Genomic DNA, 17,579 nt, shown 5'->3' with positions numbered 1-17,579 from the left:
TGTATATACCCTAGCACGTTAACGTGTGCAAGCTTACGGCACTGACTACTTCCTCATGAGGTTTCAGGAGTGCAGCTCAGAGACCATGTTCATCAGATTTATCTTAACTCCCTTTCAGCAAGCAGGAGCTCTCTGTATAAGAATCGATCCAATTACTCTTTCTCTTCAACGCTTTTGTTGTATGTTCTTAAAATTATTATATTCAAAATTTGCCAAATGGCAATAATTTGTAGTATCACTATCATAACAGCTAATTTGCACATTACATGATATACTATATTTTTAATCTGAAATAGGAGAGTGATAGGTTTGGGTCAGCAAGCCAATCAAACCAAGGAACAGATCAATTATCTTTATATTGTACGTGCTCTTGCGATCATGGCAGTAATCTTCGTGCATATATCTTCTTACCCCGTTGGAGACCTTGCAAACAAAAGCTCCCTTATGTACCTAGGAGCAAACTTCTTAAATATTTTCAATAAATTTGGTACATCTACGTTTATTTTCCTAAGCGCGTTAGTCCTTTTCTATAGTTATTATGAACGACCGATCAGCGGTAAAATCATTAGAAACTTCTATAAACGTCGACTATTATACATCGTTATTCCCTACATCATCTGTTCTATATATTATTACGTTATTCAAATGTATTATTCATACGGACAATCATGGAAGCTATTTGCTGAGTATACCTCAATTGGAGATTTCCTAAATTTACTGCTCCTGGGCAAAGGCTTTTATCATCTATATTTTGTATTTATCAGCGTGCAGTTTTATCTTATTTTCCCGATCCTGTTATGGCTATTTCAGAAGCTGCCCTCTATTACGAAACATCTGGCTTGGATCGGCATTCTGTTGCATGTTGGATTCATTCTATTAAATCATTATGTCTTACACTATCCGGATAAAGGTCAGCTTGCGCTTAGTTATATCGGCTACTACTTAATGGGAGCTTTCGTAGGTATTTACTATAAGCAAATTAAACAATGGATCGTACTATCAAAGGAAACATTGCGTAGTAACAAAATGATATTGATTAGCCTTATTTGGATTATATGGATTGCAGCAAGCGCAACTAATGTGTACATCTGGTTTTCGACTCGAGCTTATGGGACGAGCTATCATTCTTTGGCATATGAGCTCGTCTGGTTTGTTCAGACGATAACCGTACCATTCGTTCTGCTCCAGGTATCTAGCTTCTTATATAACAAGCTGCCCGCTAGATTAACCAATGGATTGATTCATTTAGGAATTGTTTCGTTCGGCGTGTATATTGTTCATGCAGGAATTATCTTTTTCTATTTCAAATATTTTGCGATCACCAGCAGCCCATTGAAATATATGCTATTCGTTGGTAGCAGCTTCGTTGTTACACTAACATTATCATGGTTAATCGTGGGTCTAGCTATGAAATATATGACAAAATCTTGGATCTTATTCGGATCAGCACCTAAGAGGAGCCCATATATCGAAATTCCTCAGACCACTTCCGTCGGACAACAAGCTAAGTCTATGTAATAAAAGAGAGGCTTTTCCATAAGTAGATCATTCTACAAATGGAAAAGCCTCTTTTTAATCTAGTTTTCAATTATATCATTGGAACCATTCAATCCATTCACCCTCAGGACCGCAAATAAAGAAATTAATACTATAAATTTACATATTTATCATTTACATATTTTCACTATCGTAATATTATGACACTGTAATGGAAAAATTCGACATCTCATTACATTTAGAGTACCATTGTTCTACCGTATCTTAATGGGGGAAGTTTATTTGAAAAGGAATAATATACTGTTTAAAAGTGCAATTATTCTATTACTTTTGATAGGATTGCTACTCAGATGCTATTTTACTGAATGGAATAAGCCACTTACTGGAGATGAAGTAGGCTATAACAAAATGGTATACCAATTACTAGATAAAGGTATATATGGTTACACTCCTTATGGAACCTCTATTACTCCTAATGCATTTACAACACCAGGTTATCCAATTTTCTTAGCCATTTGTTATTCTATTTTTGGTTACCACAATGGAAATCCACCAATAATGCAAATTCAGTTGTTTCAAATACTAATTCAACTAATTTGCTCTTTGTTGCTTTATTTAATTGCTACTAAATTGTTTAGTAGACGAATCGTTGGATTACTCGTTATGGCTTGTTATTTGCTACACCCAACATTTATACTTTCTTCTTCCTATATTTTAACCGAAACCTTATATGGTTTATTCAATCTTCTATTTATATTTCTATTAATACATTCTATTAACAAGAAAAACAAAACCATTCTCTTTTTACTTGGATTTACATTTGGTGTTTGTATTTTGATTCGTCCAGCAATTTTACCATTTTTGTTCATATTAATTTTTTATTTTTTTATAAGAGAAAAAGATAAAAAGCTAAAATATAAATTGATGGATTCTGTATTTCTCATCATTGGCTTCTTCGTTACGATGCTTCCTTGGTGGATTAGAAATGTAATTTCTCTTGATAAAATTGTGCTTCTAGCAGAGCAAGCGGGTAATCCACTTCTGTGGGGAGCATACCCTAACAATCCTTTCCCAGATATTGATCCATTAATGAAACCAGAAGACATGGGTAAAATTGCTATAAATCGAATTATAAATGGGTTTAAAAACGAACCTTTTACTTACCTTGAATGGTATACGTGGGGGAAATTGCGATATTTAGTTGAAGATATTTTTCCGGGGACATCATATATAACAAAAGATTATTTCCGGAGTATTCATATTATTTCAGTAATATTGGGTGTTATAGGTCTAATATTTATGACAATCAAGAGAAATCTTTCTTCTGGATTAATTTTATTTATGTTTTTTTTGACTAATATTCTTGTGTATCTTCCATTTGCACCTGTATCGAGATATTTTTACTCTGCCTTACCTTTATGTTTGATAGGATTAGGACAATTATTTTATTTCCTCGTAACATTTAGAATCGATCTAAATAAAACATCTTCTGTAAATAAAAATCCCCGCCTCTGATTACTCAGAGCAGGGATTTGTTTGTTTTACTTAATAATGCGAGCAGCTGTAACATAGAGATAGCAAAGCAACCAGGACGGAGTTCCGTTGCGTTTCATTATATCAGATTGGGTTAGGAGTAATGAGAAGTGAATAAATCTCACATTTACTTTTAGTTTAGTTTTTTGCTAAAATTTAACTTTAATTGTATAGTCATTTAACTGTTTTGTTCATTTTTTTCTTGACGAATAATAAGACAATTATTATATTTAGCTTATTCGAGGATTAACAATTAGAATTATCTGAATATTCAATTAGTTAGTTTAATAATCTCTCCATTCATACTCCATACATCTACTCATCACTTTCAGCTCACTACGGTTACTCTCTTCATGACAACATCGATAATACATACTCACGATACCTTGAATATGCCTCTAACTACACAATAATCAATTCGTAGTGCAAATATTTATTAACCTTTTGTTAAATAATTCAAGCGTGTAATCGCATACATTTTTATAAGGGGTGTTCTATGTCCATAAATCAATCTAACTCTTTACTAAATGTTCAGCGTCTAGAAGCTGGGTTTATGATTGACAATCAATTTCATCATGCGGTCGATGATGTTTCCTTTCAACTCAAACCCGGGCAAGTAGTTGGTGTCGTTGGCGAATCTGGATGTGGCAAAAGTGTCATGTCTTTATCCATCATGGGACTCCTCCCCAAAGGTATCGGTAAAATATCAAGTGGAGAGGTTCAACTGAACGGCGTCGATTTAACCAAGCTGACGAATAAGCAAATGAACAATATTCGTGGCAAGGAAATCGGCATGATATTTCAGGAACCGATGACTGCTCTTAACCCAGTCTTCACAATCGGTTATCAACTGGCGGAAGTTCTATTTAACCATTCTACAATTAGCAAGAAACAAGCGCGTTATAAAATCATCCAGTTACTTAAATCCGTTGGAATTTCAAGAGCGGATTCGATTGTAGATGAGTATCCTCACCAATTATCCGGTGGTATGCGTCAACGGGTCATGATTGCAATGGCAATCGCATGCGAGCCTAAATTACTGATCGCCGATGAACCAACCACAGCTCTCGATGTTACGATTCAAGCACAAATCCTTGAACTTTTGCGAGATATACAAACGAAAAGCGGTATGGCCATGATTCTCATAACTCATGACCTTGGTGTCGTTGCAGAAATGGCAGACGAAGTACTCGTAATGTATGCAGGTCAGATTGTGGAACGAGGTCTTATCAATCAAATTTTCCACGATCCTAAGCACCCTTACTTAAAACTGCTTCTTCAATCAATTCCTAGGCTTGATCAGGAACGAGAACGCCTAGAATCCATTCAAGGCATTGTTCCTTCCCTTATCAATATGCCCAAGGTTGGCTGCAGGTTCGCTGACCGCTGTCCGAATGTAATGGATGAATGCAGATCGGTTACACCATTACTCTCAGATATCGGGAACAACCATCATGTACGCTGTTTACTGTACCAGCAGAGTCATCCTACTCGTACGAAGGAGGCAACAACATGGGCCTAAAAGAATCATCTGAATCCAAATCATCAAATGTATTACTTCAAGTAGATAACCTGAAGAAGCATTATCCCATTACTGCTGGATTTCTTAGCAAACAGGTTGGCGCCGTTCGAGCAGTCGATGATTTGTCACTTACGGTTAAATACGGAGAGACCTTTGGTCTTGTTGGCGAGTCAGGCTGTGGGAAATCAACAGCAGGTCGAACCATTCTTAGACTATTAGAACCAACTGAAGGATCGATTCATTTTCAAGGTGATGACATCACAAATATTAAAGGAACTAAACTCAGGCAAATCCGCAAGGATATGCAGATGGTATTCCAAGACCCCTTTGCTTCCCTTAACCCGAAAATGATGATAGGACACCTGATTTCCGAACCCATTCGCAACTACAGTAATCGTTCTGAAAAGGATGTAAAGGATGAGGTTATTCAGCTGCTTGAGAAAGTAGGTATGGATTCAGAGACCTATTATAAATATCCACATGAGTTTTCGGGGGGGCAGCGTCAGCGTATTGGAATTGCTAGAGCCCTTGCCCTTAAACCGAAGCTAATCCTCGCAGATGAACCTGTATCAGCTCTCGACGTATCCATCCAATCGCAAGTATTGAATCTGATGCAGGATTTGCAAGTTGATTTTCAGTTATCTTATTTATTCATTGCACATGATCTTAGTGTAGTTAAACATATCAGTGATCGAATTGGTGTCATGTACTTAGGCAGAATGGTAGAGCTCACAGATAAACATAGCTTATTTGCGAAGCCCCTGCATCCATATACACAAGCTTTAATGTCCGCTGTCCCTGTCCCTGATCCTTCAAAACGCAGTCAACGAATTATTCTGCAAGGTGATGTGCCAAGCCCAGCGAGTCCGCCATCTGGCTGCTCCTTTCATCCACGCTGCAGATATGCTAAACCAGAATGCAGTGAAGTACGTCCCCTGTTGAAACAGGTGGCACCTGATCACCAGGTAGCCTGTCATTTATATTAAATTATTTTCTAAAAAGGGAGGAATGTGTTTTGAAAAAGTCAGCATTATTCGTATTATCATTAATGCTATTAATCACCGCTTTCTTAGCCGGCTGCAGCGATAAAACTGCCAATCCAACACCTACTACCACAACAGCACCCGTAGAATCAGTAGCTACTTCCGCTCCAACGCCTACACCGAAGCCAGAAGGGCCACAACCAGGAGGTACAATTACATATGGGTTCACCCAGCCATTCAAGGGTGTATTTGATCCCGCTTGGTACGGCGGGGAAGATGACAGTCTGGTTCTTGGATTCATGGCAGACAGCTTCTTCAAGACAGGGGACGATCTCAAAACCTATCCGAATCTTGCTGAATGGAAAGAATCAGCTGATCACAAAGTATTTACTTTCTCAATCAAGAAAGGTGTTAAGTGGCATAACGGTGACGAGTTAACAGTCGAAGACTGGAAATTTGCGCTTGAGGTAATTGCAAGTAAAGAATATACCGAAGCCAAAGGATCACGTTACTCTAACGTAGAAATGATTCAAGGTGTAGAAGAATACCGTGATGGCAAAGCCAAAGAAATCTCCGGTATTAAAGTAATCGATCCTTATACAATTGAAATAACTGTGAAGGAAGCAGCAGTTAATACACTAGATAACCTTTGGAATTATCCAATGAACAAGAAATATTTTACAGGCGTTGCGATCAAAGACATGCCGAACTCCGATCAAGTTCGTAAGAATCCAATTGGTCTTGGACCATTCAAAGTTAAGAAAATCCAACCGGGGGAATTTGTTGAATTAGTACGTAATGATGACTATTGGCAAGGAAAGCCGCTTCTGGACGGCGTTGTATACAAAGTAGTTGATGGTGCCTTAGCTACCAGCTTGCTAGAAAAAGGTGAAATCGATATCATGCAAATCCCTAATAGCCAATATAAAGATGTTGAGAAACTAGCGAACGTTGAGATTAAGAAGGAACCTTCACTATCTTTCTCCTACATTGGTTTTAAGTTAGGTAAATGGGATAAGAAGAATGAGAAAATAGTTGTAGATCCAAAATCCAAGTTTGCAGATAAGAAATTGCGTCAAGCGATGTACTATTCGCTAGATCGTCAAGGCCTTATCGATGCCTTCTCGAATGGCTTGGGAGTTCCTGTTTCAGTCCCAATGCCAACTGTAAGTTGGGCGATGGTACCAACTGACCAAATTAACAATTATGCCTACGATCCTGACAAGGCGAAGAAGATGCTTGACGAAGCAGGTTACAAGGATATTAACGGAGATGGCATGCGTGAGGATCCACAAGGCAAGAAATTAACAATAAACTTCGATGCAATGTCCGGCTCTGAGATTGCTGAGCCACGTGCACAAGCCATTATCCAAATGTTCCGTGAAGTTGGGCTTGATGTGAAATTAAATGGTGGCGCACTGAAAGAAATGAACACATTCTATGATTTGGTTGAGAATGATGATCCATCTGTTGAACTATTCATGGGCGCATGGATTATGGCAAGTGATCCAGATCCATCTGGTCTATGGAGAAGCAATGATTTCTGGAACTTCCCTCGTTGGTTTACACCTGAATCAGAGAAGTTAATTAGTGAAGGTATTGGCGAAAAAGCATTTGATCAGAACTACCGTAAACAGGTTTATGCTGATTGGCAAAAAATCGTAAATGAAGAAGTTCCAATGATGTACTTAAATGCACCAATTGACGTCAATGTAATTAATAAACGTCTACAAGGCGTGCATACGAACTCATTCGGTAATCAAACTGACGTTCATAAATGGTGGGTGAAACAATAACCAAGGGGGCTTACTCACATGCTTAATTTCACGCTTCGAAGACTTGTAGGTATGCTGCCCTTGCTCTTTCTAATCTCGATAGTGGTCTTTTCCCTGGCGAAGCTTATGCCAGGGGATGCCCTAACGGGTATGATCGATCCGACAAATACGAAGCCCGAATATGTCGCAGAAATGCGAGAATTGCTTGGATACAACGACTCAATTATTAGTCAATACTGGAATTGGCTCAAAGGTGCATTCCAAGGTGATTTCGGACAATCGTTCATTCATAAAATGCCTGTCATCGAATTACTCGGTCAACGACTTGGAAACACATTGTTGCTTGCTGTTACTTCGCTTCTCGTTACTTATATACTGTCTTATATGATGGGTCTCTTCTCTGGTAAGCGTCCAGGTACACTGGCGGATGATGCCATTATTGGCTTCAATTATTTCGCTTATGCGATTCCAACATTCGTTCTAAGTATCGTAGCGTTATATGTATTCGCCATCAAGCTCGACTGGGTTCCGATTAGCGGTACAATCAGTGTTGGTGTGGAAGAGGGAACCTTAGATTTCTATATGAGCAAGCTTTATCATACCATTCTGCCAGCTATCGTACTTGGAGGCTTTAGTACAGCAGCCTATACACAATTCTTGAGAAATGACATCATCGAAAGCAGTCGTAAGGACTATGTTCGTACTGCTATGGCGAAGGGAACACCTGAATCTAGAATTTACAACCGCCATATATTGCGTAATTCCATGATCCCGATGGTGACATTCATTGGTCTTGATTTAGGCGGATTATTAGGTGGCGCTATTATTGTAGAGACGATATTCACTTACCCAGGTGTTGGATCGCTTTTCATTGCCTCCGTCTTCAATCGTGACTACTCTGTTGTTATGACAATATCGTTATTGTTATCTGTCACGACTCTAATCGGTAACTTAGTATCCGACTTACTATATGGACTAGTAGATCCACGCATACGCATTCGCTGAAGCGAAAGGAGATAACAAGATGAATATGACAACAACCCCTCAATCGGTGAAGTCAGCTACTGCCCTTTCGCCCAAGAAACATGCTTCTCCATGGTTAATTGCCTTTAAGCATTTTATAAGTAATAGACAAGCTGTCATTAGTTTATCCTTTATTCTTATTGTTGCTTTAGTATGTATTTTAGCGCCACTACTAACGTCAAACGACCCAGTTAAAATTAACCTCCGATTGATCAATAAACCACCGTCTGCTGAACATTGGCTCGGAACAGATAAAGGTGGACGAGATATTCTGACTCGTTTACTATATGGAGGTCAAACTACCCTGCTTATCGCTTTCTCCATCAGCTTTTTCGTTACTACATTTGGCACATTCGTAGGTGCGGTTGCAGGATTTTATGGAGGTAAAATTGATAGTGCCTTAATGCGCTTTACCGATTTTGTCCTAATCTTTCCTTTTCTTATCTTCGTCATTGTGCTCAAAACCATATTCACAGAATCCGGCGTTGGTATCTTAATTTTCGTCATTAGTGTGTTAAGCTGGGGAGGCGCAGCACGCCTTGTACGAGGCAAAATACTGTCTGAGAAGGAAAACGAATACATTCTCAGTGCGATATCCATTGGCTGTAGTCCCTTCAAAGTTATTACAAAGCATTTGCTACCTAATGTAATCTCAACCGTAATTGTCCAAGCGATCCTAATTATCGCAAGCATGATTGCAGCTGAGACGGGTCTTAGTTATCTAGGCTTTGGCGTTCCTGCTAACGTGCCTAGTTGGGGAAATATGATGTCAGATGCGATCTCACCTGAAGTTATCAAGAATCAATGGTGGGTATGGGCACCTTCAGGCATTCTAATCACGGGTACCATTCTAGCCATTAACTTCGTAGGTGAAGGTTTGAAAATCGCCTTTAATCCCAAAAAAACATAGAAGCAAGAAGAAACACCTTCACTGTCCTCATAGACAAAAATCAAGAAAGTCCTCTAATCAATAAAGTTGATTGAGGACTTTCTTATGTTATGAGGACTCACCCATTCCATCATCAGTATCATTAGTCTTCTCTAGATTCATTCGAAGAGGATTTAGTTTACCTTTAAAACAACTTCTTTAAATAAAAATCCCCGCCTCTGATTACTCAGAGCAGGGATTTGTTTGTTTTACTTGATAATGCGAGCAGCTGTAACATAATGATTCTTATACCAAGTGCTGTTAAGATCACTAATAGTAACATCTTTCTCTGGTGATAGATTATGGATGATTTTATTATCGCCAATATAAATACCAACATGTCCGATTTTTTGTACTTTGTCTTTGTAGCCAGCTGTTTTGTTTGTGGAAATAAAGACGAGGTCTCCTTTTCTAAGCTGGGATTTCGAAATCTCTGTAGCACCTTGGAACTGGGCACGCGCTCCCCATTTCATATTGATGCCTTCCTGCTTGTACAAATAAGCGGTAAACGAAGAACAGTCGAATATGAAATTCTTCTCATCGTATTTGCCATATTGATATTTTACTTTACTCTGCAATTTCTTGGCATTCGCAATTATACGATCTGCTACCTTCTCCCAGTTTTCTGGCTTTGCATTTGGATTAGAAGGGCTAGCTTCTTTATCTTGATACTGAATATACTTTGTTGAGATATAACCTGTCTGGCTCTTATACTTTACTTTAACATAATACTGATTTGTTTTTTCGAGAACATCTAATTTAGTTCCCTTCGGTACAACTCCATAGGTTTTACCTTGTTGGGTGTATGGCGCTGATTTCAGGTAAGGCGATCCTGTCGTAATAATAGTGCTTGTACTTGCAGCCGCATAAGTAACAGAGGCCTGAGAGAGACCAATGAACATTAGTACTGCTACCAATGCGGACAGCCAAAACTTCTTCATGTCTGTATCCTCCTAGTATGTTTTTTAGGTCGTCACCTGCGTTTAAGTATAAGGGACAATTTTACCTATTGGTCACTCCAAAACCTGGTAACTTTAAAAGAGTATGCTATATTAGATTTATGAAATCCAAAAAAAATAACTTCGCCAAACAAGGAGATTTGCACATGAATAAATGGTGGAAAACCTTAGGTATCATCATAGGTACAGCCGTTTTGACGGAACTAATTCCATTCTCTTCTTTCTTCCGCAATGTGGAAACATTAATTCATGAATTTGGGCATGCTTTACTGACGTTGGTACTTTCTGGGAAAGTACATTTTATCTACTTATTCTCAAATCATAGTGGAGTTACGTATTCGTATGTCAATGAGAGGTGGCAGTTCATCCCAATCGCATTAGCAGGCTATATTCTATCGGCGATATTAACGATTGTCCTATTCTGGTTATACAATCGCAATCAACATCGCAAAGGTCTGATAGGATTAACGATTCTCACGTTGATCTGTGTTCTGTTCTTTGTACGCAATGCATTTGGCGTCTTTTGGTGCATTGGATTCATAGCGCTAAACATCGGGGCTTATTTATTGCCATGGAAATGGGTGCGTGATTTCTACTATTTGCTAATCTCGTTTATTTGCCTTGTTGAATCGGTTATTGGCCCGATGTATTTGGCTTTCCTGTCCATCACTTCTCCTGCAAGTGCAGGCGATGCGGCGAATTTAAGCCGAATTACCTTTATCCCGGCGATTATTTGGTCGCTCTTATTTACCGTGATCGCTATCTGGTGCGCTGGCAAATCGATTGCTCTATTCTTAAATCCAAAGCGTGAAGCGTAGTCGCTGCCATATACATCCTACAAGTAGAAACGCATCCGTCTTTAAAAGACAGATGCGTTTCTTAAAGTATTCTAAGAAATTGATGAAAGGAGTGTTATAAATTCTATAATAAGAAATAATCAATTACGTATCATGCTATAATCTAGGTATGAACAATTTAGACACTGCAACACCGATCTTACACAATACCCCATTAGGCAATAGCCATCATCCAATTCCCCACGCAGCAATGTGTTCTACATATACAAGTAAAGAGTTGGTTACAAATACAGACCAGGACGCTGCTTATTTTCGGCAATTGGAACGGCTTGGGATCGAACTCAATAAACCGCAGATTGATGCTGTGCGTCATAGTCAAGGTCCATTACTAACACTAGCAGGAGCAGGCTCAGGCAAGACATCCGTGCTCGTCTGTCGAACTGGTTATCTGATATCTGTACGACAAGTTAATCCGAGACGCATTCTACTCGTGACCTTCTCTAGCAAAGCTGCTGCTGAAATGAGAGAACGGATCACACAGCTGCCTAGTATACCCATGAGAGATGCGAATAGCATTCAAGCGCAAACTTTCCATTCTTTGTTTCTGCGGCTGCTACGAGCACAGGGAATTAAGCAGGACATTTATAGTGAAACTTTGAATCAGCATCTCATGCTCAAGATCATCATGCGACGCATGGGAATTCAGAATTCCACTTATCAGCCTGAGAATCTCCTTACTTTGCTATCGACCTACAAAATGAATCTAGTCGATATTAATAAGTTGCCCGAGAACACAGATACAGAGAAGGAAATAAAGCAAATATTTATCCAATATGAAGAGTGGAAAACGGCAAACAACAAAATTGATTTTGACGACATCCTTCTACTCGCCTATCAGATGCTCGAGAGCGATCCTACTTTGCTAGAAGCTATTCAGCAGCGCTTCGATTATGTAATGGTAGACGAATTCCAGGATACGAACTGCTTGCAATATAAGCTCATCCGAATGCTCGTTCAACCCCATCATAATCTAATGGTTGTCGGTGATGATGACCAGACGATCTACTCGTTTAATGGCGCAAGAAGCGAGTTTATTTTAGATTTTGACATAGTGTATCCTGAAGCGCAGACGATCACGCTAGATATTAATTATCGTTCTACGACGAGCATTGTCGGACTTGGGAATGAGGTGATCAAACATAATCAAGGAAGAGCACCCAAAACTCTGCAAGCCAGCAAGTCTAGCGAGCTGATTCCAAGGTATATGCGACCAAGCCATGCCGATGAAGAAGCAGCGTTTATACTCCAACAAATTAGCATGGAAGTCGAGCAAGGACAGCGTCGCTATAGAGACTATGCCATTCTATACCGAACGACTAGCTATAACCGAGCAATTCTTGAGCAGCTTGTGCTGCAGGGCATTCCTTATATAGAGTATGGCGATGGCTTGATGCTCTATGAGCACTGGCTCATTAAGCCTGTTATCAATCACATGCGCTTATCCTTGAATAAACGAGACTTTGATGCATTGGAGAGTGTGGTAACCTCCTTATATATCAATCGAGACAAAGGAATGGCTTATATCCATCAGCAGGAATCAAAGCAGAAGAAGAAAGGACCCCTTGCTCATTTATTATCCTATCCTGAGCTGAAGGATTTTCAGAAAGAGAAGGTCAAGGAAAGACTGGAGCTTATTCGCAATCTGCCCAATATGAAACCACTTGAAGCGATCAAGTTGATTCGTACAAGCTTCTATGACACATTCATCGAAGCGAATGAGAGAACTCCTATCACCGAGCATAAGGAAATGCTTAAAGAAACATTAGATGAACTGGAGTCTTCTGCCAAAAGATTTGGCACTATTGAAGAATTCTTAGCTTTCGTTAATGAGTTAACTTCCAAAAAGCAACATACGAATCGAAGCAGACAGGATCAGCAAGAGGACCGAATTGTGCTTATGACCATTCATAAGTCCAAAGGTCTCGAATTCCCTTCCATCTTCCTTATTGGCGCTATAGAAGGCAGTCTTCCTCACAGCTCCGCGATTGATGCGGGACGTATGAAGCAAATTCCAAGCAAGCAGAAGGAGCAGCCTAGAAGCCAAGCAGCCATTGAAGAAGAACGCAGACTTGCTTACGTAGCCATTACTAGAGCTCAGGAGGAGCTAACGATCAGTTCGCCTATGTACTACAGAGGAGGTAAAGCGGAGATCTCCAGATTCATTACCTCTGCCTTCCAAGCAGATTCGCCTAGCAATCTCGTAGACGCATGGATCTGCTCGAGTAAAACATGCAACGCTTGGTCTAGAATCAGCAGCCAGAAGGAAGCTGAGCTTCCAGACAAGCCCTGTCCACTATGCCAAGCAGCTATGATCAAGGGGAGCAAAGAGGTACCGCGATAGGCATTGTTCAGGCATTCGAAGATCGACCACTGTTGCCAGCCTGCATTTTGTACAGTCAAACGAGCTAATCTAGCCCAAAATGAATGTTTGCCTGCATTCTATACATTCAAATTAACCCGAGTTAATGAATTTGCTTCTAAATTCGGAATTAGACTGCACAGGATGCAGGCAAAGCAGTTCACATGAGCTGCTGGCGTTGTTTAGACTGCATGAATTGCAGGCAAAAGATACAGGGGGCGATGTGATGAAGCGTTCGACCAAAGCGATCTTATTTATATTAGGCATCCTACTGATCTTTGCAGCTTCTTTTATAATTAATGAGTATTTTGGGATGAGCAAGAATGGCCGCCTCATAAACGACAAGTACTACCAACCACTAGCATTCAATTCCAATATAGAAGATTCTTTAAAAATCGATGCTGCCAAACAAGTGAGCGGAGAGTTAACCATATTGCTTAACAAGACTACTGACAAGAAAGTCAGGCTATGGTTTGAATTGAAGTCTCTTAAAGATGGGCGCTACTTGTATCCAGTTTCGTCTGGGGAACTATTCAACGACCACGTCGATCCACACAAACCTCAACCCCTACCGTTCAACTTGGGTACTTTAGAAGACGGACAATATCGAATCGAATTTTACCTTCAATCTATCCAAGGAAAAGATGAAAGTTGGGGAGATTTACAAATTGTTTATTTCCATATCCAGGGGCAGACGTTGATCAAGGGTTTGGTTAGAACGCCCAATCAACATAGTTCAGAGCAATTTAGACTAAAATAGACAGAAAAATGCTAATATTTTCACTAATTGTTGACAGAAAATATTATTATTTTTAATATGGAACTATTGATTGATTAACTTATTGTCACAAAATAATACTAGAGGTGTTGCTATGAATCGCAAACGGCACGTGAATCTTGGGGTCATACTAAAGCCAGCTGTTGTTTTGATGAATCGTTTGAATTATATGCAAAAGTTCTTGTTTATTGGTATCGTCCTATTCATTCCTTTGATGGTCATGATCTATACGCTGATCCAATCCTTGCAAACAGAAATTCAAGTTAAATCGGTAGAGAAGCAAGGTATTGCACATATTTCAACTCTGAATGAATATTTAGTCAAACTACAAGAGCACAGGTCGCTGTCCAATCGTTTACTAAAAGGTGAGGACGCTGCCAAGGAGCCTCTTGCTGCGAATGAAACAGCTCTTTACGAGATCAGCAATCGAATCAATAAATTTACAGCTAGTACTGATATTGAATCTTCAGAACAGTGGAGTAGTCTCATTACCCAATGGGATGAATTTACCAAGAACCCTGGCAGTCCGCTAGATAGTATGGAATTCCACCGAAACTTTACGAACGATTTTATGCTATATATGAAGAGCATTGCCAATCAGTATGAGCTTATTCTAAACCCAGATATAGACAGCTATTATTTAATCGATTCTGTCGTAAATAACCTGCCACCTATAATTGATAAAATTGGACAAGCGGGCACTCTCGCCTATACGGCTGTTAATGATCGCAACTTATCGGTCGCGGATAAATCCACGATGATCTCTCTATATGAAACGACAGATTCATATAGCAGTTATGCCAACTATAGTCTGCAAATCTCTATGAAGAATAATAAGCTCATTGAAGATAAGTTAGGGCAAGAAATACAAAATATGAATGATGCAATCCAAAATTTCCAAAGTACTTTGAATAAGGCAGTTATTAATGGAATACCCGCCTTCTTTAACTCAGAGACGTTTAAAGAATCTTTAACCTTGGAAACGGTTACATCTGTTGATAAATTCTATCAGGCAGATATTTCAACCATTAATCAAATACTCGACGAAAGTCAGCACAATGCCATATGGAATCGTAATATGCTGCTGATCGCAATCGTAATTGTAGCTTTCGTTGTCATGTATTTATGCCTTGCATTCTATCGATCCGTTAAGGATACGATCCGCAGTTTAGAGAGCGCTGCAAATCATCTTGCTACTGGTGATTTGACTGCACGTGTTCATCTAAATACGAAGGATGAGCTAAGAACAATTGGCAGCTCGTTTAATGCGATGTCGGAGTCTTTTACTCGAATGGTGCAATTGAATCAGGATATCTCCAAGCGCCTTGCTGTTTCCTCTAAGGAATTGCAAGTTGTCTCTGGTGAATTGACAGACTCAGGTAGCATGACAGCAAGTAATATGCAGCAGATTGCAGATATTGCGGAGATTCAGAAGCAGACATCCGAGGAAGTTGCTGCATCGATGGAACAGATGTCACTAGGTGTGCAGCAAATTGCTGAAAGCGCAGGCATAGTATCCGAATTGTCGATCTCTGCTGAACAACAAGTGGAGCATGGTAAACAGACAGTAGATCAAGCATTCGTTCAAATGGAAGCCCTTCACAACATTACAGATCAAATGGGGCATGTCATGAATGAACTGAATGACCAATCTAAAAAAGTTGGCGATATTGTAGGTTTTATTGCTGACATTGCGAATCAGACCAATATGTTATCCCTGAATGCAGCAATTGAAGCTGCTCGTGCAGGCGTTCACGGTAAAGGCTTTGCTGTAGTTGCAGGCGAGGTGAAGAAGCTTGCCGAACAGACCAAGCAATCCTCGAGCCATATACAAGAGTTGATCACAATCATGCAGCGGACAGTAAACAAAGCGGTAGCTTGCATGAAGGAGAACACCTCTTACGTTCAGCAAGGACAAGCGATGATGCATCAAGTTAATGAGGTATTCTTAACGATTGCTACAAATACACAGGTCATCTCAGATAAGCTGCAGGAGGTCTCTGCAACGACAGAGCAAATGTCAGCTTCCACTGAAGAGGTCAATGCCTCCATGGAGCAAACTGTGGCTACATCTCACAATGTGTTCTTATCGACAAAGAATGTCTCAGAGATTACAGATAAGCAGCTTGCGACGATGGAATCCGTATCCGAATCAGCTAAATCCCTTGGCACAATTGTAGAGCAGCTTCAGCTCGAAATTAATAAATTTAAAGTATAAGCAGCGTTAAATAAAGAGAACCGTCATTAAGACGGTTCTCTTTGTTGTATGCGCTATGCTTCATTATTGAAGTATACTTTGTAAAAGTGCATCCGCTTCTCTTCGTCATAGCCTCTTTCCAAATACTCGAAGCTCTCATTCTTCACTTTAATCTCGATATCCGTATCTAGTTGAATATCATTCTTAAATTCACGCTTCACTTTGCGAAGAGCGACCTGTGAAATTGGAAATTCAGCAACAACGGGAAGCTCATTCATTTCTTCATAAGATTCCTTATAGGCTTTGAAAATCTGAATATGCTCCGGCTCTTGAATCACCTGCTCTGTGAAATCATCGGCAACAAACTGCTCATTACGGGCAAAATACTGAATCGTCTCATTAATAAACATCAGCTTTTCTTTCTTATCCGTCTGCTCTGTTGATGGTGCAATCACATCATCATAGAAGTTCGAGCACATCCGGACATATTGATCCGTTAAATAATTCTCATCCTCTAGCAAAGTCACTTTGAGGAAATCTTCCTTCCAATAAGCAGCCTCTTCATTTCCTTTTTTCACAAGATCAACAATACTTACTGCATAGCCTGCATTCGCATTGTAATTGAGAATTAGGCAGCCTTTATCCAGCTTTTTGATATTAATCCCTTGCTCGGAGCGTACATGAAAGCCTGAGCCAGCATGCTCATTCACCTGCAAGAACACATCTTTATTCTCCGACTTAAAGATTCCAATTGCATCTAAATTAAAGTTGTTATAAACGATATTGCTAAAATGAACGATATACAGCTCACCCGCTTTGACCTTTGGATGAGTGGATTGCTCGTACAAATGCCGAAGTATATGAACAGATTGCTCATGGAAAGAAGCGCTGTTTTTGAAAATTTTATCGGAATACGTATAAATTTCATTAAGCGCAAGATCTGCTTCATGTTGAAACTTATAGAACGTCTCAAACTTGAAGCTAGCAAGGAAATATTTGAGCAGCACCTTATGAATTTCGTCGTCTGCAATTTCATAGGGCTCTCTGGATACGATAACCCCTTCCTCCCTCGCTTTATTACCTACTTTATGAATAATCATTTCTCGAATTTGAACCCCTGACAAATCGATCACGAATACATGCCTACTTTCTATAATCAAGTCTCTTC

13 protein-coding genes and 1 other annotated feature (1 of these 14 cut by a window edge) are annotated in these 17,579 nt (G+C 39.6%); of the genes, 11 read left to right on the top strand and 2 right to left on the bottom strand.

The genetic code is table 11. The features are described from left to right. Positions 1-178 (bottom strand) — a binding site (T-box leader); it reaches 89 nt to the left of the window's first position. Positions 179-309: 131 nt separating this feature from the next. The 7 genes from E0485_RS14090 (at position 310) to opp4C (ending at position 9,243) form a co-directional block, all read left to right on the top strand. After that, positions 310-1,518 (top strand): acyltransferase, encoded by a 1,209-nt coding sequence (locus E0485_RS14090; RefSeq protein WP_132418698.1) that lies wholly within the window; start codon positions 310-312, stop codon positions 1,516-1,518. Between the two features lie 261 nt (positions 1,519-1,779). Further along, positions 1,780-3,012: a glycosyltransferase family 39 protein gene (locus tag E0485_RS14085; protein ID WP_165921182.1), complete on the top strand. Its 1,233-nt coding sequence runs from the start codon at positions 1,780-1,782 to the stop codon at positions 3,010-3,012. 514 nt (positions 3,013-3,526) lie between these two features. After that, entirely contained in the window at positions 3,527-4,552 is a 1,026-nt protein-coding gene (locus tag E0485_RS14080; RefSeq protein ID WP_132418696.1) for an ABC transporter ATP-binding protein, read from the top strand. Then, positions 4,543-5,538 carry an ABC transporter ATP-binding protein gene (locus E0485_RS14075; RefSeq protein ID WP_132418695.1) on the top strand — a complete coding sequence of 332 codons (996 nt, stop codon included), beginning with the start codon at positions 4,543-4,545 and terminating at the stop codon, positions 5,536-5,538. Before E0485_RS14080 ends, E0485_RS14075 begins: the two co-directional genes overlap by 10 nt. A 29-nt stretch (positions 5,539-5,567) precedes the next feature. Continuing rightward, positions 5,568-7,331: an oligopeptide ABC transporter substrate-binding protein gene (gene opp4A / locus E0485_RS14070; RefSeq protein ID WP_235857576.1), complete on the top strand. Its 1,764-nt coding sequence runs from the start codon at positions 5,568-5,570 to the stop codon at positions 7,329-7,331. 18 nt (positions 7,332-7,349) lie between these two features. Continuing rightward, the gene (gene opp4B / locus E0485_RS14065; RefSeq protein WP_132418694.1) at positions 7,350-8,315 is read left to right on the top strand and encodes an oligopeptide ABC transporter permease; all 966 of its coding nucleotides are present in this window, start codon (positions 7,350-7,352) and stop codon (positions 8,313-8,315) included. Between the two features lie 19 nt (positions 8,316-8,334). Next, positions 8,335-9,243 (top strand): oligopeptide ABC transporter permease, encoded by a 909-nt coding sequence (gene opp4C, locus E0485_RS14060; RefSeq protein ID WP_407944850.1) that lies wholly within the window; start codon positions 8,335-8,337, stop codon positions 9,241-9,243. Positions 9,244-9,470: 227 nt separating this feature from the next. On the opposite strand, the gene E0485_RS14055 is transcribed toward opp4C, so the two are convergent. After that, positions 9,471-10,202 carry a C40 family peptidase gene (locus E0485_RS14055; RefSeq protein WP_132418693.1) on the bottom strand — a complete coding sequence of 244 codons (732 nt, stop codon included), beginning with the start codon at positions 10,200-10,202 and terminating at the stop codon, positions 9,471-9,473. A 164-nt stretch (positions 10,203-10,366) separates the two neighbouring features. Between E0485_RS14055 and E0485_RS14050 the strand changes: the two genes are divergently transcribed. The 4 genes from E0485_RS14050 to E0485_RS14035 all read left to right on the top strand — a co-directional run bounded on the left by E0485_RS14050 (position 10,367) and on the right by E0485_RS14035 (position 16,432). Further along, entirely contained in the window at positions 10,367-11,038 is a 672-nt protein-coding gene (locus tag E0485_RS14050; protein ID WP_132418692.1) for a M50 family metallopeptidase, read from the top strand. Positions 11,039-11,294: 256 nt separating this feature from the next. Next, positions 11,295-13,418, top strand: a complete 2,124-nt coding sequence (locus E0485_RS14045; RefSeq protein WP_235857575.1) for a UvrD-helicase domain-containing protein — start codon at positions 11,295-11,297, stop codon at positions 13,416-13,418. Between the two features lie 244 nt (positions 13,419-13,662). After that, positions 13,663-14,196: a hypothetical protein gene (locus E0485_RS14040; RefSeq protein WP_132418690.1), complete on the top strand. Its 534-nt coding sequence runs from the start codon at positions 13,663-13,665 to the stop codon at positions 14,194-14,196. Between the two features lie 112 nt (positions 14,197-14,308). Beyond that, positions 14,309-16,432 carry a methyl-accepting chemotaxis protein gene (locus E0485_RS14035; protein WP_132418689.1) on the top strand — a complete coding sequence of 708 codons (2,124 nt, stop codon included), beginning with the start codon at positions 14,309-14,311 and terminating at the stop codon, positions 16,430-16,432. Positions 16,433-16,485: 53 nt separating this feature from the next. Here the strand turns inward: E0485_RS14035 and E0485_RS14030 are convergent, their stop codons facing one another. Continuing rightward, complete coding sequence (locus tag E0485_RS14030) at positions 16,486-17,544, bottom strand: nucleoid-associated protein (protein ID WP_132418688.1); 1,059 nt, start codon at positions 17,542-17,544, stop codon at positions 16,486-16,488. Positions 17,545-17,579: the final 35 nt, after the last annotated feature.

It is taken from the genome of Paenibacillus albiflavus, from assembly GCF_004344915.1.
In the GTDB taxonomy this organism is placed as follows: domain Bacteria; phylum Bacillota; class Bacilli; order Paenibacillales; family NBRC-103111; genus Paenibacillus_AM; species Paenibacillus_AM albiflavus.
The sequence above is the reverse complement of the archived record's forward strand: the minus strand, read 5'-3'. Positions and strand labels throughout refer to the sequence as shown.

Excerpts from the sequence above, each read along its gene's own strand:
- E0485_RS14080 (WP_132418696.1), top strand. The coding sequence starts at position 3,527 with ATGTCCATAAATCAATCTAACTCTTTACTAAATGTTCAGCGTCTAGAA.
- E0485_RS14075 (WP_132418695.1), top strand. The coding sequence starts at position 4,543 with ATGGGCCTAAAAGAATCATCTGAATCCAAATCATCAAATGTATTACTT.
- opp4B (WP_132418694.1), top strand. The coding sequence starts at position 7,350 with ATGCTTAATTTCACGCTTCGAAGACTTGTAGGTATGCTGCCCTTGCTC.
- opp4C (WP_407944850.1), top strand. The coding sequence starts at position 8,335 with ATGAATATGACAACAACCCCTCAATCGGTGAAGTCAGCTACTGCCCTT.
- E0485_RS14055 (WP_132418693.1), bottom strand. The coding sequence starts at position 10,202 with ATGAAGAAGTTTTGGCTGTCCGCATTGGTAGCAGTACTAATGTTCATT.
- E0485_RS14050 (WP_132418692.1), top strand. The coding sequence starts at position 10,367 with ATGAATAAATGGTGGAAAACCTTAGGTATCATCATAGGTACAGCCGTT.
- E0485_RS14040 (WP_132418690.1), top strand. The coding sequence starts at position 13,663 with ATGAAGCGTTCGACCAAAGCGATCTTATTTATATTAGGCATCCTACTG.
- E0485_RS14035 (WP_132418689.1), top strand. The coding sequence starts at position 14,309 with ATGAATCGCAAACGGCACGTGAATCTTGGGGTCATACTAAAGCCAGCT.